Here is a 17,706-nt window from a genome sequence, read left to right on the forward strand (position 1 = left end):
TCAGGCCTTCGCGGTGTGAACCAGCTCAAAGCTCAGCGAGCCCAACCAGGTGCGCGTGAGGGCGCCCTTGTCTTCCACATGCACGCCTTTGGATTCGACAAATTCCACGCCACGCGCGCGCAAAGCGCTGGCTGCTGCCAACACGTCGTCGGTGCCCAAGCCCACGCGGTGGAAATGCTCTTCTTCGTCCACGGCCAGCACACTGGGCTCGGGCTCGATCAGTTGCAAATAAAAGCTGTGGCAGGGGCTGCGCAAGATACGGCCTTTGGGCAAGATGCCAAAGTGCTCGCCCGTGGGCAAAGCCTCAAAGCCAAACAGCTCGTGGTAGAACTCGGTCCAGTCTTCAGCGCGGTCGGTGCCGATGTACTGCACCAAACCAAACACATGCAAACCAGCTGTGGCCGGTGGGTGTGGGTCCACACCGGGAATAGGCGTGAAGTCGACGTCGTAAATCGAGAACTCTTTGTAGCGATCCACAAAGTAAATGCGACTCGACCCCACCCCATGCACGGCAGGAATGTTGAGCTCCATCACTTCCACCTTGGTGGGCACAGCCCAGGCACCACGGTCAATGGCACGCTTGTAAGCCGCTGCGGCGTCACGCACGCGCAAAGCGATGGCGGCAATCACCGGTTTCTCACTCGGTGCCACACTGTGGGCCATGCCTGCCTCATGGGCGTTGACGATCACATTGACACCCCCTTGGCGATACAGCATGACCTCACGCGAGCGATGCCGTGCCACCGGGCGAAAGCCCATCATCTCCAGCACCTGTCCCAGCGCTTGCGGTTTGGAGGTGGCGTATTCGATGAACTCAATGCCTTCCATCCCCAGAGGGTTGGGGGCATCGGCAATGGATTCACGGTCTTTGGCAGCAGTCAGTGTCATGGGGTTCTCTCAAAATCAAACAGGAGTCGCAACCGCTGTGGTGGTGTGCGCACCACCCAAGAATAAACGCTCCATCTGCGGGTCGGCCAAAATTTCCGCCGCCGATTTGTACAACACCAAACGGCCCGATTCGAGCGCAATGGCGTTGTCCGAATACTTCAACGCGCTCTTGACGTTTTGCTCCACCATCAACACGGTGGTGCCTTGGTCGGCCAGTTTGCGCAACAGCTTGAACACGTCTTGCACCACCATGGGCGACAAGCCAATGGAGGGCTCATCAATCAACAGCACCTTGGGGCGCAGCAACAACGCGCGGCCAATTTCCAACTGCTTTTGTTCGCCGCCCGACAGCGACGAGGCCAAGGAGTTGATGCGCTCTTTGACGCGCGGAAAAAACTCCAGCACCTCAGGAATGCGTTCGTGGGTGGTTTTCATGCCCAAGGTGATGCCGCCCAACTCCAAGTTCTCGTACACCGAGAGTTGGCCAAACAGGTTGCGACCTTGCGGCACAAAGGCGATGCCGCGTGCCAACAGGTCTTTTTGCGTGGCACCGGTGATGTCGTCACCGTTCAAACGGATCTTGCCTTGGCGCGGTGTGAGCAAACCAAACAAGGTTTTCAGCACCGTGGATTTGCCCGCGCCGTTGGGGCCAATCAGCAAGGTGATGGACCCCTTGGGCACGGTGAACGACAGGTTGTTGAGGATCATGAAGTCCTTATAGCCCGCCACCACGTCGTCAAATTCAATGCATGCGTGTGTCATGGTTCAGCTCCCCAGATAGGCGTCGAGCACCTGTTTGTTGGCACGGATCTCGGCCGGTGTGCCAATCGCCATCACCTGGCCTTCGACCATCACCATGATGCGGTGGCATAGGTCCATCACAAAGTCCATGTTGTGTTCAATCACCACAAAGCTTCCTTTGCGGGTGTGGTTGAGTTCTTTCAGCAAGCTGCTGATGCCACCCACCAGCGACGGGTTGACGCCCGCACACGGCTCGTCGAGCAACACCAAGTCGGGTTCGCTCATGAAGGCCATGGCGATGTCCACCAACTTTTGCTGGCCATAGCTGAGTTCACCGGCTTTTTTGTCGGCCACGTGGCGAATGTGGAACTGGTCAATCAAGGCGTCGGCTTTGTCGCCCAGGTTGGAGTCACCCGGCGCGAACATGCGGCTGAACATCGTGCCTTGGTGCTCCTGGGCGGCAACGATCAGGTTGTCGCGCACGGTCATCTTGCCAAACACTTGCAGCGTCTGAAAGGTGCGTCCCACGCCCATGCGGTTGAGCTCCAAGGGCCCTAGGCGGGTCACGTCTTGGCCTTTGAGTTCGATCTTGCCTTGGTCGGGCGTGATCTGGCCCAGCATGCTGTTGAACAAGGTAGTTTTGCCCGAGCCGTTGGGGCCAATCACGCCAAAGATTTCTCCGGGCATGACCTCGAAGGACACGCCACCGACCGCCTGGATGGCACCGTAGGCTTTTTTCAGGTCAGTGACTTTGAGTACCGGCTCCATCATGCTTTTGCTCCTTGTGCAGCGCGGGCCGCCGAGGCCTCACGCGATTGGCGTTTGGCACGCAGCCGGTCTGGAATGCTGAGCAAGCCATCAGGCAGCCAAATCATCAGCATCACCACCGCTGCGCCAAAGACAAACAAATACCAGGCCTGGGCAAAGCGCAACCATTCGGGCAGGATCACACCCACCGCAGCACCCAACAAAGGGCCCAAGAAATAGCCAGGGCCACCCACCACCACCATGAGGTACATCATGATGGAGGCTTCCACGGTGAACGGTGCCGGGTCGATGAACTGCACCATCGAACCAAACAAACCACCGGCGATGCCCGCGTACGCGGCACCAATGGCAAAGCTCAGCAAGGTGTAACCGCGAATGTCCACCCCCAAGCTCTCGGCACGGATCGGGTTGTCGCGCAAGGCTGTGAAGGCCTTGCCCCAGGGCGAGCGCAACAAGCCCCACAGCAGCAGGCCCAGCACCACGGTGAACGCCAACACCAGGTAGTAGTAGGCCAGGTTGCCGTCAAAGCTCACGCCAAAGGCCTCGGGACGCGGGATGTTGTTGATGCCAAACGTGCCCCCGGTGAGCCACTCTTCGTTGCGCATCACCAGCCACACGGCGGTGTTGAAGCCCAGCGTGGCAAACGCCAGGTAAATGGTTTGCACACGCAGCGCTGGAAAGCCCAGTGCCAAGCCCACCACAAAGCAGCCCAAGGCTGCCAGTGGCATGCCCAACCAAAAGCTGTAGCCTGCCTGCATCAGGATGGCCACGGTGTAAGCCCCGATGCCAAAGAACGCCGCGTGGCCGAGCGACTTTTGCCCGGCGTAGCCGATGGTGAGGTTCAGGCCCATGGTGGCGATCACATAGATCAACCAATAGGTGAACAGATAAATGCCGTGGCTCTTGAGCAGCGTGGGCACAAAGATGCATGCCGCCAGGCCCAACAGCCCAGCCAGGAGTCCGAGCTTTTTCATACTTTGCGCTCCACTTTTTGACCGAGCAAGCCCTGTGGCTTGAACAAAATCACGACCATGAAAATGATCAAAGCCACCGCATCTTTGTAAGCGGGTGAGATGTAGGCCGCAGCCAAGTTTTCACACACGCCCACAATCACGCCGCCTAGCAAGGCACCCCGTGAGTTGTTGAAGCCGCCAATGATGGCGGCAAAGAAGGCCTTGTTACCCAGCGATGCGCCCATGTCGAACTTGGCCAGGTAGGTGGGGGTCACAAGAATAGCCGCAGCAGCTGCCAGCAAGGCGTTGATGGCGAAGGTGTAAAAAATCATGCGTGGCACATTGATGCCCAACACCGAGGCACTTTCGGTGTTTTGTGCCACCGCTTGCATGGCGCGACCGGTGACGGTTTTGGCCAAGAAGGCTTGTGTCACCAACACCAAGGCGATGGCAAACACAAAGGTGCCAATGTCGGTGGCGGAGATGGTCACGCCCGCGATGTTGTACACCTCATCGGGAAACAAATTAGGGAAAGGTTGTGGCTCAGCGCTGTAGCCCGCACGCACCGCATTGCGCATGGCGATGGACAGGCCAATGGTGGCGACCACGATGGGCATCATGCCGTATTTGAAGAGCGGATCCACCACGCCACGCTTGAACAACCAGCCCAGCACGATGACCGACAACACACAACTGCCCACAAAGCTCAGCACCAGCGGAAAGCCTGCGGCCAAAAAGCCCAACATCATGAAGGCGGGCAGCATGACAAATTCGCCCTGGGCAAAGTTGATGGTGCCCGAGGCCTGCCACAGCAAGGTGAAGCCCAACGCCGCCAGCGCATAAATGCTGCCGGTGGCCAAGCCACTGAAGAAGAGTTGGAAAAAGTCGGTCATGGTGAGATCGCTTCAAAATGAAAGAACGGCCTGCACCAGCAGGCCTGTTCTTGGAATGCGCGCGCACCCATGTGCGCGGCGTGAAAGGCTTACTTCTTGCCCAAAGCGGGCAAGGTGGCCACCACCACTTGACGGCCGTTTTTCACTTCGACCAAGAAGCTTTCGCGGTCCAGGTCACCGTTGGCGTCAAAGCTCACGTCCATGATCACACCGGGGTTCTTCTTGGCGCTGATGCTCAAGCCATGCAGGGCTTGGGCGACGGCCTTGGGGTCGAGCTTGCCAGCCTTCTCGATCGCGGCCTTGAGCACGTACACGCTGGTGTAGCCCTTGATGCCGTTATGGTCAGAAATGCTGCCATAGGCTTGGTAGTACTTGGCCTTGAACTTGAGCATTTCAGGGATGGGGGCGTCCACGGTCAAGCCCACGTGAGCCACCGCACCGTTGGCAGCATCACCTGCGAGTTCAATCACCTTTTGACCGGTCAGGGTGGTTTCACCAATGACGGGTTTGGTCCAGCCTTGTTTTTTGAGCTCGCGCAACAAACGGGCCGACTCTTCTTCGTTGGTGTAGGCAAAGATCGCGTCGGCGTTGCTTTGCTTGGCTTTGAGCACCGCAGCTGAGAAGTCCACCTGACCGGCGTCGGTCGAGATGTCGGCCACGATTTTGGTGGGGCCGTTGTCCAGCAACTTGGCCAGCGTGTCACGACCGCCTTTGCCAAAGTCGTTGTTCACATAAATCACGGCCAGGGTTTTGGCTTTGCTGTTGATGTACTTGGCGAGCTTGGGGAACGAGGAGCTCTGACCGAAAGCGGTGCGGAACACATAAGGGTTGCCCTGCTGGGTGATCGCTGCGGCTTCACCGCCAGTGAAGTTAGGAATGCCACCACGTTTGCTCTCGGCCATCGACACCATGATGGAGCCAGAGTAAACGGGGCCAAAGATGGCCAACACGCCATCGTCCACCGCTTTTTGCGTCAAGCCCTTGGCCACACCCGGGTTGGTTTGGGTATCGACCGTGGAGCTCTCGATCTTCTTGCCCATGATGCCGCCCGCATCGTTGATTTCTTTGACAGCCAACTCAACACCGTTTTTGAACAAGGTGCCTGCGGTCGTACCCGGACCCGACAACTCCACGATGTTGGCAATCTTGATGGTCTGCTGGGCTTGGGCCAAGCCAGCCAAAGCGGCGAACGCACAGGCCGCAGCCAGCTTGAGGGTGAAACGTTTTTGCATCTCGATGTCTCCTAGAGTTTGGACGGATCAGAACGGGTAATTTGTTCGCTAATCGCTCAATCAGCGAATTCCGATGCGAACTTTAAGGACTTTTCTAGCGTCTCAAAAGCAATTATTCTAATTTCGGGCGATAAACGCTCACTTATGATCGATGATCGAACGAATCAAGGGTAACTCCTAGACTGAAGCACACGCTGGCTCAGCCACCATTCACACCATGAGTTTTGAGCTACCAAGTTCGCCACCGCTGGGCCCCCTGGACAAAAAAGACTGGATTGCAGGCTTGGAGAAAGGCCTGTCCATCATTGAAACCTTCGATGATGCCAACCCACGCCTGAGTGCCAGCCAAGCCGGCCAACGATGCGGCTTGACGCGCACCGCGGCACGGCGCTATCTGCTCACCCTCACCCACTTGGGCTATGTGGCCACCGATGGCAAGCTGTTTTGGCTCACGCCTCGGGTGATGCGCTTGGGTCAGTCCTATCTAGAGTCGGCCCGCCTGCCACGCATCGTGCAACCGTTTTTGCAGCGCCTGACCGCAGGCACACAAGAGATCTCGTACGTGAGCGTGCTCGATGGCACCGACATCGTGTACGTGGCCCGCAACGGCACCAACCGCGCCATGAACACCGGCTTTGTGTTGGGCGCGCGGGTGCCCGGCCAGGTCACCGCAGCCGGGATGCTGCTGCTGGCCATGCAAGGCGAAGCCGCCGTGGACCAATGGCTGAGCAGCCAAGAACTGAAAACCTTCACCTCGTACACCATCACCAACAAAGACCGCATGCGCCTGGAGATGGCGCGCATTCGGGCGCAAGGATGGTCCATCTCTGAGCAACAACTCGACCTGAGTTACCGCGGCGTGGCTGTGCCCTTGCGCGACCACAAAGGGGCCTTGATTGCCGCGTTGAGTGTGAGCATGCCCATGACCCAGGAAAGCGCCGAAGAAGCCGCCAACCGCGTGCTGCCCTTGCTGCGCGAAACCGCCGCCGCGATGATGAATTTAATTTGAGCGCTTGAACTGCCAAGCGCACAGGCAGGCCACACAGGCGGTACCCACCGACAACACGTAGACAGACGACAAGCCCCAAGCATCGCTGAGCGCGCCACCACCCAAGGCACCCAAAACACCTGGCACGCCATAGCCAATCGAGGCATACAAAGCTTGCCCACGCCCACGCAAGCGCCCCGGGAAGTGGTGCGACAACACAGCCGTGGACACCGTGTGTTGGGTGGCAAAGGTGAGCGCGTGCATGACTTGCGCCAGCAACAAAGCCAACAAGGAGTCGGCCAACCAACTGGTCAAGGCCATGCGCAACACCATGGCCGCAGCGCAAATGAACAACCAATTGGCCAGACTGAACTTAGGCAACCAGCGCCCCTGGGTGAAGAACCACACAATTTCGGCCAGCACCGACACCGCCCACAGCACACCAATCATGGTTTTGCTGTAGCCCAGGGTGTCAAGGTAGAGCGAGAAAAACACATAGATGCCGATGTGCGACAACACATGAAAAAACACCGTGGCAAAAAACCACTGCACGCTGCGCTGGCGCAGCACCGACCACACGGGCGCGTGGGGGCTGTCGTGATGTACGGCTTCGCGCTGGTCAGGCAACCACCACACGCTCACATTCAAGGCGAGCAAAGAGCACACCGCCCAAACAGGGAAGCTCTGCATGCCTTGGTGCTCAAACCAGGCCCCTGCCACAAACACCGTGACCAAAAAGCCCAGCGAGCCCCACAAACGCACGCGGCCATAGCGCTTGGCGTCGAACGCACCCGTGTTGCTGACCACATGCGCCAGGGCCGCTTCGCTCATGGGCATCATGGCGCTGGTGTGGACGAACATTAGCAACAGCACCAAGGCCAACCACCCCACCCCGCCTGGGTAGAGCAGCCCCAAGGAGAAAAACAAGGAGGCACCGGCACAAAAGCGCAGCAACTTGACGCGCTCACCGGTGTGGTCGCTCAACCAACCCCAACCATAAGGTGCCAACACGCGGGTGGCCGCTTGCACAGCCGTCAACAAACCGATGAGCGTGATGGACAGTCCCAGATCTTTGAGCCAAAGCGGCAAGTAAGGGTTGAAAAAACCAATATGGGCAAAGTAGCTGGCCGACAAGGCCGCGAACGGAAACAGCTTGCGCCGAGCCAAAGCCTGTTGGCGCTGTGCCCTGATGCCCGGGCCCGACACGCTCAAGCCACGTGGCCGGGGATGGCGGGCATGGCGACCTGCACATCGCCGCATTGGGCGCGGTGGCGCAAGGCGTGGTCCATCACCACCAAGGCCAACAAAGCCTCGGCAATTGGAGTCGCACGGATGCCCACACACGGGTCGTGACGGCCTTTGGTCACCACTTCGGTGGGTTGGCTGTTTTGATCGATGGAGGCACGCGGGCTCAAGATCGAACTGGTGGGCTTGATGGCAATGCTCACCTCTAAGTCTTGTCCGGTGCTGATGCCGCCCAGCACGCCGCCCGCGTTGTTGCTCAAGAAACCTTCGGGGCTGAGCGAGTCCCCATGGGTGGTGCCGCGCTGCGCCACGCTGGCAAAGCCCGCACCAATCTCGACGCCTTTGACGGCGTTCAAGCCCATCATGGCGTAGGCAATGTCAGCATCGAGCTTGTCGTACAGGGGTTGCCCCAAGCCCACCGGCATACCCGTGGCCACCACGCGGATGCGTGCGCCGCAGGAGTCACCGGCTTTGCGCAGGCTGTCCATGTAGTCTTCAAAGGCTTGCACATCGGCACACGGTGCATAAAACGGGTTGTGGCCGACGTGGCTCCAGCTCTCGAACGGAATGGGCAGTTCGCCAATTTGCGTCATGCAGCCAAAGAAGCTTGTGCCAAATTTTTCTTTCAGCCATTTTTTGGCGACCGCACCAGCGGCCACGGTGGGCGCGGTCAAACGGGCTGACGAGCGGCCACCACCGCGTGGGTCACGGATACCAAATTTTTGAAAGTAGGTGTAGTCCGCGTGACCGGGGCGGAAGGTTTGCAAGATGTTGCTGTAGTCCTTGCTGCGCTGGTCGGTGTTTTGAATCAACAACGCAATCGGGGTACCGGTGGTTTTGCCCTCGTACACGCCCGACAAGATTTGCACTTGGTCGGGTTCGTTGCGCTGCGTCACATGGCGACTGGTGCCGGGACGGCGACGGTCTAAGTCGTGCTGAATGTCGGCCTCGCTGAGGGCCATGCCGGGTGGGCAGCCATCAATCACGCAGCCAATGGCTGGGCCGTGGGATTCACCAAAGTTGGTGACGGTGAAAAGTGTTCCGAAGGTGTTGCCGCTCATGGGCGAGGATTATCCCATCCCGCCTAAGACACGTGCTCAGAGTTTGACGGTATCCGACTCCGGCTCCGTACCATCGGGCCAGTCGCGAATGTAGGCTTTGAGCATCTTGTTCTCAAAGTTCTGGCTGTCCACCACGGCTTTGGCCACGTCGTAGAAACTGATCACGCCCTGGAGCTGACGGTTGCCAATGACGGGCATGTAGCGGGCGTGGCTCTCAAGCATCATGCGGCGCACTTCGTCGAGTTCGGTATCGGGCGAACAGGTGAGCGGGTGGTCGTCCATGGCGCTGCGCACGGTGAAGTCGCCAATGGCACCACCATTTCTGGAGATGGCTTGAATGACTTCACGGAAAGTCAACATACCCGCCAAGTCACCATGCTCCATCACCACCAAAGAGCCAATGTCGTGCTCAGACATGGTTTGCACCGCCTCGGCCAGAGGATCAAACGGATTGATGGTGTACAAGGTGCCGCCGCCTTTGACGCGCAAGATGTCGCTGACTTTCATGGTGATCTCCTCTGCCGATAGGGCTTGAAATATAGCCCACAATGGCATTCAAAATTCTGACAAACACCCCACAACAGCCCCGAGGAAACCATGCCTGGCTACAACGACCCGAGTTTTGACACCCTGGCTTTGCATGCCGGGGCGGCCCCCGACCCCAGCACCGGCGCACGTGCCGTGCCCATTCACCTGACCACCTCGTTCGTGTTCGAGTCGAGCGACCATGCCGCGTCGCTGTTCAACCTGGAACGTGCAGGCCATGTGTACAGCCGCATCAGCAACCCCACCAATGCGGTGCTCGAACAACGCGTGGCCGCACTTGAAGGCGGCATTGGCGCCATTGCCACCGCCAGCGGACAAGCAGCGCTGCACTTGTCGATTGCCACACTCATGGGCGCGGGCTCGCACATCGTGGCCAGCACCGCGCTGTATGGCGGCTCGCACAACCTGCTGCACTACACATTGAGTCGCTTTGGCATTGAGACCACCTTTGTCAAACCCGACGACATCGACGGCTGGCGCGCTGCCGTGCGGCCCAACACCAAATTGTTTTTTGGCGAAACGGTCGGCAACCCCGGACTGGATGTGCTCGACATTCCGACCATTGCGCAGATCGCCCACGAGGCGGGTGTGCCGCTGCTGGTGGACTCCACCCTGACCTCGCCCTACCTGGTCAAACCGTTTGAGCACGGCGCCGATTTGGTCTACCACTCGGCCACCAAGTTCCTGAGCGGCCATGGCACGGTGATTGGCGGCATCGTGGTGGACGGCGGCAGCTTTGACTGGGAGCGCAGCGGCAAGTTCCCAGAACTCACCGAGCCGTATGAAGGCTTTCACAACATGGTGTTCAGCGAAGAGAGCACCGTGGGCGCCTTCTTGCTGCGGGCACGACGCGAAGGTTTGCGCGACTTTGGCGCTTGCCTGAGCCCACACAGCGCATGGCTGATTTTGCAAGGCATCGAAACCCTGCCCTTGCGCATGGAGCGCCACATGAGCAACACCGAAAAAGTGGTGGCCTACCTGGCCAGCCATCCGCTGGTCAGCCGAGTCGGCCACCCGTTGATGGAAGACCACCCCAGCCACGCGCTGGCGCACAAGCTGTTGCGCTTTGGACCACGCGGTGCAGGCTCGGTGTTCAGCTTTGACCTCAAAGGCAGCCGCGCTCAGGGACGGGTGTTCATCGAAGCCTTGAAGTTGTTCAGCCACCTGGCCAATGTGGGCGATTGCCGCAGCTTGGTGATTCACCCGGCCAGCACCACCCACTTTCGCATGAGCGACGAGGCGCTGCGCGATGCGGGCATTGGCCCCGGGACGATTCGCTTGTCGATCGGACTGGAAGACCCCAGCGATTTGATCGAGGACTTGAAGCGCGCCTTGAAGGCCGCCGAGAAAGCAGGTGCAGCATGAAATTCACACTCCAAGGCCCCACCGGTCAGCCCTACGAGGCCTACGCCTACACCGGCGGCAAAGCCTTTGACGCCAGCCAACCCACGGTGGTGTTCATCCACGGGGTGCTGGGTGACCACAGCGTGTGGATTTTGCAAACCCGCTATCTGGCACACCACGGCTTCAATGTGTTGGCGGTGGATTTGCCTGGCCATGGACGCAGCGGCGGCGAAGCCCCCAGCAGCGTGGAAGAGGCCTCGCAGTTTGTGGAGGCCTTGCTCGATGCCGCAGGCGTGCAGCGCGCCGCGCTGGTGGGCCATAGCTGGGGCTCTTTGATTGCGCTGGAGACCGCAGGACGTTTGACAGACCGCATCAGCCACATCGCCCTGGTGGGCACGGCGTTTCCCATGAAGGTGTCGCCGGCTTTGCTGGAAAGCTCACTTCACGAGCCCATGAAAGCGATTGAGATGATCAACGTGTTCTCGCGTGCCACGCTGGCCGCCCCGCCTTCGGCACTGGGGCCGGGCACTTGGGTGTTGGGTGCCAACACAGCGCTGAATCGGCGCGTGCTGGCGAGCAACACCAAGGTCAATGTGTTCCACCGCGGATTTGTGGCGTGCGACAGCTATGCCAACGGCTTGCAGGCCATGGCCGACCTTACCTGCCCCGTGCTGTTTGTGTTGGGCAGCCAAGACCAAATGACCACACCCAAAGGCGCTCAAAGCTTGGTGAACCAAGCACGCGAAGCTGGAAAGACGCATGAGGTGGTGATGGTGCCCATGGGGCACCACCAAATGACCGAGTCACCCGAAGAAACGCTGCATGCCTTGCAGCGCTTTCTCACAGCACGTCTCTGAGGCGCAGGTCTTGCCAGCGCATCCACAAGCCCTCACCGGCTTCACTGCGCACCAGCAGCAAACGCTCCATCAGCGGAGTCAGCGGCGTTTGATGTGGATCGGCCAGCAGCACATAGCGTGACTCGCTGACGGCGTGGTGGGCCGAGTCGGCCGACTCGCTGAGCCGGCCAATCCAATCAAGATCCACCAGGGTGGTCAACACCTCTTCCAGTTGCAGGGGGTCCAGGTGCAGGTCTTCGCATAAGCGGGTCAGGCTCACACCATGGCTGGGATCGAGACGCGCCACATTCAAGCGCTGCAACACCTCCAGCGCGAGCTGAAAACGCCAACCCACGCTGCGACCATCGCGTGAAATGCCGCCCAGCAAACTGGGCAAATTGGCCACCAACACCGCGCCTACCAGCACGATGACCCAAGCCAAGTAAATCCAGATCAACAAGATGGGCAAGGTGGCCAGAGCGCCATAGACCACGGAGTAACTGGGCATCTTGCCAAAGTAATAGGCCAAGACATTGCGCGCCACCTCGGTGGCCGCAGCCACCCAAACACCGCCCACCAAGGCATGGCTCCAACGCACCTGGGTGTAGGGCACATAGCGGTACAGCGCGCCCACGCCCCAGGCCAGCAACATGAACTCCAGGCCGCTGAAGAACCAGCGCATGCTGCTGGTCACATCAGGGGCTAGGCCACGCGAGACGGCAATCAGTTGGGTCAGCATCACCAAGCTCGCGCCCATGAGCAAAGGCCCCAGGGTCAAAGCCGTCCAGTACAACAAGATGCGCTGGGCCAGTGGGCGGCGCTTGCGCACGCGCCAAATGGCGTTGAGCGTGCGGTCGATGGTGAACACCAAGGCAATGGCCGACAAGACCAAAGCGGTCACACCCACCACGCCCAAGCGGCTGGCTTTGCTGGCGAACTGGGTCAGGTAACCCAACACCTGACGTGAAATGTTGTCGGGCACCAAACTCTCCACCAGACGACGCTGCAGCACGACCTGAAAGTCGCTGAAGATCGGAAAAGCGGTGAACACCGCCAAGGCCACTGTCACCAAAGGCACCAAGGCGATGGTGGTGGTGAAGGTCAAGCTGCCCGCGGTCTGACCCAAGCGGTCTTCGCGAAAGCGCTGGCGCAGTGTGCGGGCAGTGTTGCGCCAGGGGAATCGGCGAAGTCGGTCAAAAAGGTGATGCAGTTGCGGGACAATCATGGCCCGAATCATGCCACTGCCCATGCACACCTCTTCTACACCTTCCCAAGCGCCCTCCTCTGAGGCCCTCATGCGCACCCCACGCCATGTGCAACTCACCCGTCTGATCGCGGTGGGCAGTTTGTTGGGCTTGATCGTGCTGGGCCTGGCCTGGGAGCTCTGGCTGGCGCCGGTGCGCCCAGGTGGCACCTTGCTGGCGCTGAAGGTGCTGCCCTTGTGCGTCCCACTCACGGGTCTGTTGAAAAACCGCATGTACACCTACCGCTGGCTCAGCCTGATGGTGTGGCTGTACTTCACCGAAGGCGTGGTGCGCGCCAGTGGCGACCGCGCCCCCAGCAACTACCTGGCCATGCTGGAAGTGCTGCTGTGTGTGGTGTTGTTTGTGGCCTGCGCCTTGCATGTGCGCCTGCGCTTGCAACACGCCAAAGCAACTGCCTTAACCGACCCAGCCGCTGCGCCTGTCAACCCATAAGTCTGTGACCTGACCATGACCGCTTTGTCTTTGCCCGAATTGCTGACCACCCTGCGCCACACCGTGGGCGACACCCATGTGCTGACCGAAGGCGACTTGTCTGCCTTTGAACAAGACTGGCGCAAACGCACACGCGGCAAAGCCTTGGCCGTGGTGCGCCCGGGCAACACGGCAGAAGTGGCCGCTGTGGTGAAGGCTTGTGCCCAAGCAGGCGTGAGCATCGTGCCGCAAGGCGGTAACACCGGCTTGGTGGTGGGATCGATCCCAGACGACTCCGGTACTCAGGTGCTGTTGAGCTTGCAGCGCATGAACGCGGTGCGCCACCTCGATGCTGCCAATTTAGCCATCACGGTAGAGGCGGGATGTGTGCTGCAAAACCTGCAACAAGCGGCGGAGCAAGCCGGCTTTTTGTTCCCCTTGAGCCTGGGATCTGAAGGCAGCTGCACCATTGGTGGCAACTTGGGCACCAACGCGGGCGGGACCCAGGTGGTGCGCTACGGCAACACGCGCGAGTTGTGCTTGGGGCTTGAAGTGGTCAGCGCGCAAGGCGAGATTTGGCACGGCTTAAGCGGGCTGCGCAAAGACAACACCGGCTACGACTTGCGCAACCTGATGATTGGCAGCGAGGGCACGCTGGGCATCATCACCGCCGCCACCATGAAGCTCTACCCCTTACCTGCGGCCAAACTCACCGCTTGGGCGGCCGTGCCTTCGGTGGCGCATGCGGTGGAACTGCTGGGCTTGGCTCACCTTCACTTGGGTGCAGGTTTGACCGGGTTCGAGATGATGGGCCAATTTGCCCTGAGCCTGGTAGACAAGCATTACCCCCAACTGCGGGTGCCGCTGTGGCAAGACACGCCCTATTGCGTGTTGCTGGAAAACTCGGACACCGAGTCTGAAGCCCACGCACGCGAACGCTTTGAGCATGTGCTGGAACTGGCCTTTGAACGCGGCTGCGTGAGCGATGCGGTGGTGGCCGAGAGCCTGTCACAAGCCCGCAATCTGTGGCACATCCGCGAGAGCATCACGCTAGCGCAGGCCGAAGAGGGCCTGAACATCAAACACGACATTTCGCTGCCCGTGTCCGCCATTCCTGAGTTTGTGGCCCAGACCGATGCCTTGCTAGAGAAAGAAATTGCAGGCGTGCGTTTGGTGAACTTTGGCCACCTGGGCGACGGCAACTTGCACTACAACGTGCAAGCGCCCGAAGGCAGTGACAACGCCGAGTTTTTGAGAACCCAGGAAGACCGTGTGAACACGCTGGTGTACGACACGGTCAAACGTTTTGGTGGCTCCATCTCGGCCGAACACGGTGTGGGTGGTTTGAAAGTGGACACCCTGCCCGACTACAAAGACGCCACCGCATTGGGGCTGATGCGCCAGATCAAACAAGCCCTCGACCCACAAGGCATCTTGAACCCTGGGCGTGTGGTGCGACTGGACTGAAACGGGCCTGGATGACGGGTCAACGTGTGAGGGGTTTTTCAACCAGGCTCAGCCGTTGTGGATTGCCTTCGGGCAAGTTCAAACGACGACCTTGAAAATAAATCTGAGCTTGATAGAGCTGCGCGCCGGTGACCTGCCACGGTGACTTGCCATAGACGCTGCGGCCTTCGCCAGGCTTGAGTTCCAGCCAAGTGGCCTGCTGGGCACCATCGACCACACACACCGTCATGGGCTTGTCGCTGACCAGGTACACATAGTTGCCCACTTTGTGGGCTTCTGTGGGAACAAGCTCTGGCAGAGACTCTGCCGTGTGCACACAGTTTGCGACACTGTCAGGCAACGCAGTGAGCGCACGGGGGGCGCCTGTCGACATCGGCGCGGATGTGCTGACCATCGGCACTGGCTCTGAAGCAGGCGCAGTGGGCAACGCTGCAAGCTCATCCACGGAAGGAGAAGCCGCTGGTTGCGGCGGGTTGGCCACCAGGTGCATGCGCTCGAACCATGCGTGCAGTGGCGCTGGGGCGACAGACACCACACCCCACCCTCCCAGTGCCAACAAAGCCGCCCACATAGCGAAACGCATGCCGCTTTGAGAGAGTGCCAAGCTGCTGGCGCTGCTGGAGATAGGCTGATGAACAGGTGGGCGCTGCTCCCCTACAGCCATCCGATGTTCTAGGCCATGCGTGGCGGCTTGCAAAGCCTCTTGCGGGTTCGCGGTAGGTGGGGCTGCCCCCAAAATCATCAACAAACGTTTATAGGATTGGCGCTTGATGCTGGGTGAATAAAAAAAACCTTCCCCCTCGCCTTCCAAATGTCGCACCTGGGCCACGGACAAACAGGCCGTGCGCGCCAAGGTGGTGACCTCTACGCCTGCAGCTTGGCGAAGCTGTCGCAAATACACAGGGTCGCAGTCCTGAAAGACACGCTGCATGTCTTCGGGCTCTTGGGGATGGGTCATGTTGGCATCTGTTCTCGGTATTGTTCGGCAGCAAAGCCTGTCCATGGTGTCAGGGCGCACGCATGGCGTCAATCCGTGGACTTGCTGAAACACTTAGGTATTCAATCCTGCGCGTGCCTCAACCTTCAGGCGTGGGCCTCAGCCTTTAAACTTGGGTGTCTGCCCTCAACCGGAATGTTTCCTGTCATGCGCCCTATCCGCCGTCAATACGAAGATTTCATGCAGCACGTCTACACCCATGGCGTGCCTAAAACCGACCGCACGGGTACTGGCACCAAAAGCGTCTTCGGGTACCAAATGCGCTTTGATTTGAATGAAGGTTTTCCACTCGTCACCACAAAAAAAGTGCATTTGCGCTCCATCATCCAAGAGCTGTTGTGGTTTTTAACCGGTTCAAGCAACAACAACTGGCTCAAGGAACGCGGTGTCTCGATTTGGGATGAGTGGGCGCGCGAGGATGGCGACCTCGGCCCGGTGTACGGCGTGCAATGGCGCAGCTGGCCCACACCAGACGGCGGTCACATCGACCAGATCTCCGAGGTGATCCAGACCCTCAAAAGCAACCCCGACTCACGCCGCATCATCGTGAGTGCCTGGAATGTGGCCGAGCTCAGCAACATGGCGTTGATGCCCTGCCATGCATTTTTTCAGTTCTACGTGGCACCACCCCAAGCGCCCGGGGAGCGAGGCCGTTTGAGCTGCCAGTTGTACCAACGCAGTGCGGACATTTTTTTGGGCGTGCCTTTCAATATCGCCAGCTACGCGCTGCTCACCCACATGGTGGCGCAGCAATGTGATTTGGAGGTCGGTGACTTCATCTGGACCGGCGGCGATTGCCACATTTACAGCAACCACCACGAGCAGGTGGAACTGCAACTCAGCCGAACGCCTTTTGCCTACCCCACGCTCAAGATATTGCGTCGCCCCCCAACGATCTTTGATTACCAGTTTGAAGACTTTGAGGTGCAGGACTACCAATGCCACGGTGCCATCAAAGCGCCGGTGGCGGTTTAAAGTTTGGGTATGCGCACATGGGATTGAACCTGATTTTTGCGCGCGCCAGAAACGGCGTGATTGGCCATAACAACACCTTGCCTTGGCACTTGCCCGAAGACTTGGCCCATTTCAAACAGACCACGCTAGGACAACCCGTCATCATGGGGCGTAAAACTTGGGAGTCTTTGCCGCAGAAGTTTCGTCCGCTGCCGGGGCGCACCAACATCGTGGTGACACGCCAGCAAGATTGGCACGCCGATGGCGCGCTGGTGGCCCACAGCATGCTGCAAGCACTTGAACTTTGCCCACCTGACACGCAAGCCTGGGTGATAGGTGGTGCCGAGGTGTATGCGCAAGCCATGCCTTTGGCCAACACCGCGGTGGTCACCGAGATTGATGCCGACTTTGAAGGCGATGCCTTCACCCCCACGTTTGACAGCAATTGGCACGAGACGGCCCGTGTGTCGGGCGTGGCCGCCAACGGCCTGTCTTATCACTTTGTGACCCTTGAACGTTTACCCTGAGAGCAACCCATGTCTGACCACGGATTTCATGTGCACGGCCCGCACGACCACGAACTCGAACACGCCGCCCAAGGCCATGGTGATGGTTTCACCAACAAGATCGCGATGTTCACCGCCATCATTGCCACCGTCGGTGCCATCTTTGGCTACATGGGCGGTGCGACACAGGCCAATGCGGGCTTGAACAAAAACAACGCGGCGATCAAAAAAACCGAAGCCTCGAACCAGTGGAATTACTACCAGGCCAAAAGCAGCAAACAAAACTTGAGCGAGCTGGCGCTGGAGCTGGCCCCGGCGGCCAAGCGTGACTACTACAACGAGCAAATCGAACGCTACAAAGCCGAAAAGGCTGATATCAAAAAGGCGGCCGAAAAGCTTGAAGCTGAGTCGCTGCAGTGGGATGAACAATCGGACACCCAGATGCACCAACACCACCGCTGGGCCCAAGCCACGACCTTGCTCCAAGTGGCGATTGCTTTGGCTGCTATTGCTCTGCTCACACGCAAACGATGGTTGCAATTTGCCATGTATGGCGCGGGTGCCCTGGGCTTAGGCGTGGGCGTGTTGGCGGCCCTTCACGTTTGACACGG

At 59.3% G+C, this 17,706-nt stretch carries 19 protein-coding genes; 8 read left to right on the forward strand and 11 right to left on the reverse strand.

The genetic code is table 11. The features are described 5' to 3' along the window. The 6 genes from B9Z39_RS11125 to B9Z39_RS11150 form a co-directional block, all read right to left on the reverse strand. Window positions 1-888, reverse strand: coding sequence for a VOC family protein (locus B9Z39_RS11125; protein ID WP_108301779.1), 888 nt, complete (start codon window positions 886-888; stop codon window positions 1-3). 15 nt (window positions 889-903) lie between these two features. Further along, entirely contained in the window at window positions 904-1,650 is a 747-nt protein-coding gene (locus B9Z39_RS11130; protein ID WP_108301780.1) for an ABC transporter ATP-binding protein, read from the reverse strand. A gap of 3 nt (window positions 1,651-1,653) precedes the next feature. Beyond that, the gene (locus B9Z39_RS11135; RefSeq protein WP_199221203.1) at window positions 1,654-2,400 is read right to left on the reverse strand and encodes an ABC transporter ATP-binding protein; all 747 of its coding nucleotides are present in this window, start codon (window positions 2,398-2,400) and stop codon (window positions 1,654-1,656) included. Then, window positions 2,397-3,371 (reverse strand): branched-chain amino acid ABC transporter permease, encoded by a 975-nt coding sequence (locus B9Z39_RS11140; protein WP_100143925.1) that lies wholly within the window; start codon window positions 3,369-3,371, stop codon window positions 2,397-2,399. Before B9Z39_RS11140 ends, B9Z39_RS11135 begins: the two co-directional genes overlap by 4 nt. Then, the gene (locus B9Z39_RS11145; RefSeq protein ID WP_100143923.1) at window positions 3,368-4,243 is read right to left on the reverse strand and encodes a branched-chain amino acid ABC transporter permease; all 876 of its coding nucleotides are present in this window, start codon (window positions 4,241-4,243) and stop codon (window positions 3,368-3,370) included. Before B9Z39_RS11145 ends, B9Z39_RS11140 begins: the two co-directional genes overlap by 4 nt. Window positions 4,244-4,332: 89 nt before the next feature. Beyond that, on the reverse strand, window positions 4,333-5,475 hold the full coding sequence (locus B9Z39_RS11150; protein ID WP_108301782.1) for an ABC transporter substrate-binding protein: 1,143 nt from the start codon (window positions 5,473-5,475) through the stop codon (window positions 4,333-4,335). Between the two features lie 217 nt (window positions 5,476-5,692). Here B9Z39_RS11150 and B9Z39_RS11155 point away from each other — a divergent pair, with 217 nt between their 5' ends. Then, window positions 5,693-6,484, forward strand: a complete 792-nt coding sequence (locus tag B9Z39_RS11155; protein ID WP_108301783.1) for an IclR family transcriptional regulator C-terminal domain-containing protein — start codon at window positions 5,693-5,695, stop codon at window positions 6,482-6,484. Here B9Z39_RS11155 and B9Z39_RS11160 read toward each other — a convergent pair. From B9Z39_RS11160 to B9Z39_RS11170, 3 genes are read right to left on the reverse strand one after another with little or no spacing between them, the layout of a single operon-like run. Beyond that, on the reverse strand, window positions 6,476-7,669 hold the full coding sequence (locus B9Z39_RS11160) for an MFS transporter (RefSeq protein WP_233248984.1): 1,194 nt from the start codon (window positions 7,667-7,669) through the stop codon (window positions 6,476-6,478). The two genes, B9Z39_RS11155 and B9Z39_RS11160, sit on opposite strands and share 9 nt — an antisense overlap. Before the next feature lie 2 nt (window positions 7,670-7,671). Further along, window positions 7,672-8,769, reverse strand: coding sequence for a chorismate synthase (gene aroC / locus B9Z39_RS11165; protein ID WP_108301785.1), 1,098 nt, complete (start codon window positions 8,767-8,769; stop codon window positions 7,672-7,674). Between the two features lie 36 nt (window positions 8,770-8,805). Continuing rightward, entirely contained in the window at window positions 8,806-9,276 is a 471-nt protein-coding gene (locus B9Z39_RS11170) for a CBS domain-containing protein (RefSeq protein WP_100143913.1), read from the reverse strand. Between the two features lie 90 nt (window positions 9,277-9,366). Here B9Z39_RS11170 and B9Z39_RS11175 point away from each other — a divergent pair, with 90 nt between their 5' ends. Then, on the forward strand, window positions 9,367-10,680 hold the full coding sequence (locus B9Z39_RS11175) for an O-acetylhomoserine aminocarboxypropyltransferase (RefSeq protein WP_108301786.1): 1,314 nt from the start codon (window positions 9,367-9,369) through the stop codon (window positions 10,678-10,680). Next, window positions 10,677-11,516, forward strand: coding sequence for an alpha/beta fold hydrolase (locus B9Z39_RS11180; RefSeq protein ID WP_108301787.1), 840 nt, complete (start codon window positions 10,677-10,679; stop codon window positions 11,514-11,516). The genes B9Z39_RS11175 and B9Z39_RS11180 overlap by 4 nt, the downstream gene beginning before the upstream one ends. Here the strand turns inward: B9Z39_RS11180 and B9Z39_RS11185 are convergent. Further along, window positions 11,500-12,792, reverse strand: coding sequence for a YihY family inner membrane protein (locus tag B9Z39_RS11185; protein WP_233202443.1), 1,293 nt, complete (start codon window positions 12,790-12,792; stop codon window positions 11,500-11,502). The genes B9Z39_RS11180 and B9Z39_RS11185 overlap by 17 nt on opposite strands. Between B9Z39_RS11185 and B9Z39_RS11190 the strand changes: the two genes are divergently transcribed. Continuing rightward, on the forward strand, window positions 12,791-13,192 hold the full coding sequence (locus B9Z39_RS11190; RefSeq protein WP_233248985.1) for a DUF2069 domain-containing protein: 402 nt from the start codon (window positions 12,791-12,793) through the stop codon (window positions 13,190-13,192). The two genes, B9Z39_RS11185 and B9Z39_RS11190, sit on opposite strands and share 2 nt — an antisense overlap. Window positions 13,193-13,207: 15 nt before the next feature. Then, window positions 13,208-14,638, forward strand: a complete 1,431-nt coding sequence (locus B9Z39_RS11195) for an FAD-binding oxidoreductase (protein WP_108301789.1) — start codon at window positions 13,208-13,210, stop codon at window positions 14,636-14,638. 19 nt (window positions 14,639-14,657) lie between these two features. On the opposite strand, the gene B9Z39_RS11200 is transcribed toward B9Z39_RS11195, so the two are convergent. Further along, window positions 14,658-15,596: a helix-turn-helix domain-containing protein gene (locus B9Z39_RS11200; protein WP_108301790.1), complete on the reverse strand. Its 939-nt coding sequence runs from the start codon at window positions 15,594-15,596 to the stop codon at window positions 14,658-14,660. Between the two features lie 186 nt (window positions 15,597-15,782). Here B9Z39_RS11200 and B9Z39_RS11205 point away from each other — a divergent pair, with 186 nt between their 5' ends. The 3 genes from B9Z39_RS11205 to B9Z39_RS11215 are packed head-to-tail and all read left to right on the forward strand — an operon-like array spanning window position 15,783 to window position 17,701. Further along, window positions 15,783-16,610 (forward strand): thymidylate synthase, encoded by an 828-nt coding sequence (locus B9Z39_RS11205; protein ID WP_233248986.1) that lies wholly within the window; start codon window positions 15,783-15,785, stop codon window positions 16,608-16,610. A 17-nt stretch (window positions 16,611-16,627) separates the two neighbouring features. Further along, a complete protein-coding gene (locus tag B9Z39_RS11210) occupies window positions 16,628-17,116 on the forward strand; it encodes a dihydrofolate reductase (RefSeq protein WP_108301792.1) in 489 nt (162 codons plus the stop codon). 9 nt (window positions 17,117-17,125) lie between these two features. Continuing rightward, window positions 17,126-17,701, forward strand: a complete 576-nt coding sequence (locus B9Z39_RS11215; protein WP_108301793.1) for a DUF4337 domain-containing protein — start codon at window positions 17,126-17,128, stop codon at window positions 17,699-17,701. Window positions 17,702-17,706 lie beyond the last annotated feature (5 nt).

Origin of the sequence: Limnohabitans sp. JirII-29, from assembly GCF_003063395.1 — a bacterium.
Taxonomy (GTDB): Bacteria; Pseudomonadota; Gammaproteobacteria; order Burkholderiales; family Burkholderiaceae_C; genus Limnohabitans.

Bases quoted from the DNA above. Each gene is read 5' to 3' on its own strand.
- B9Z39_RS11125 (WP_108301779.1), bottom strand. From the start codon at position 888: ATGACACTGACTGCTGCCAAAGACCGTGAATCCATTGCCGATGCCCCC.
- B9Z39_RS11130 (WP_108301780.1), bottom strand. From the start codon at position 1,650: ATGACACACGCATGCATTGAATTTGACGACGTGGTGGCGGGCTATAAG.
- B9Z39_RS11135 (WP_199221203.1), bottom strand. From the start codon at position 2,400: ATGATGGAGCCGGTACTCAAAGTCACTGACCTGAAAAAAGCCTACGGT.
- B9Z39_RS11140 (WP_100143925.1), bottom strand. From the start codon at position 3,371: ATGAAAAAGCTCGGACTCCTGGCTGGGCTGTTGGGCCTGGCGGCATGC.
- B9Z39_RS11145 (WP_100143923.1), bottom strand. From the start codon at position 4,243: ATGACCGACTTTTTCCAACTCTTCTTCAGTGGCTTGGCCACCGGCAGC.
- B9Z39_RS11150 (WP_108301782.1), bottom strand. From the start codon at position 5,475: ATGCAAAAACGTTTCACCCTCAAGCTGGCTGCGGCCTGTGCGTTCGCC.
- B9Z39_RS11155 (WP_108301783.1), top strand. From the start codon at position 5,693: ATGAGTTTTGAGCTACCAAGTTCGCCACCGCTGGGCCCCCTGGACAAA.
- aroC (WP_108301785.1), bottom strand. From the start codon at position 8,769: ATGAGCGGCAACACCTTCGGAACACTTTTCACCGTCACCAACTTTGGT.
- B9Z39_RS11170 (WP_100143913.1), bottom strand. From the start codon at position 9,276: ATGAAAGTCAGCGACATCTTGCGCGTCAAAGGCGGCGGCACCTTGTAC.
- B9Z39_RS11175 (WP_108301786.1), top strand. From the start codon at position 9,367: ATGCCTGGCTACAACGACCCGAGTTTTGACACCCTGGCTTTGCATGCC.
- B9Z39_RS11180 (WP_108301787.1), top strand. From the start codon at position 10,677: ATGAAATTCACACTCCAAGGCCCCACCGGTCAGCCCTACGAGGCCTAC.
- B9Z39_RS11190 (WP_233248985.1), top strand. From the start codon at position 12,791: ATGCGCACCCCACGCCATGTGCAACTCACCCGTCTGATCGCGGTGGGC.
- B9Z39_RS11185 (WP_233202443.1), bottom strand. From the start codon at position 12,792: ATGAGGGCCTCAGAGGAGGGCGCTTGGGAAGGTGTAGAAGAGGTGTGC.
- B9Z39_RS11195 (WP_108301789.1), top strand. From the start codon at position 13,208: ATGACCGCTTTGTCTTTGCCCGAATTGCTGACCACCCTGCGCCACACC.
- B9Z39_RS11200 (WP_108301790.1), bottom strand. From the start codon at position 15,596: ATGACCCATCCCCAAGAGCCCGAAGACATGCAGCGTGTCTTTCAGGAC.
- B9Z39_RS11205 (WP_233248986.1), top strand. From the start codon at position 15,783: ATGCGCCCTATCCGCCGTCAATACGAAGATTTCATGCAGCACGTCTAC.
- B9Z39_RS11210 (WP_108301792.1), top strand. From the start codon at position 16,628: ATGGGATTGAACCTGATTTTTGCGCGCGCCAGAAACGGCGTGATTGGC.
- B9Z39_RS11215 (WP_108301793.1), top strand. From the start codon at position 17,126: ATGTCTGACCACGGATTTCATGTGCACGGCCCGCACGACCACGAACTC.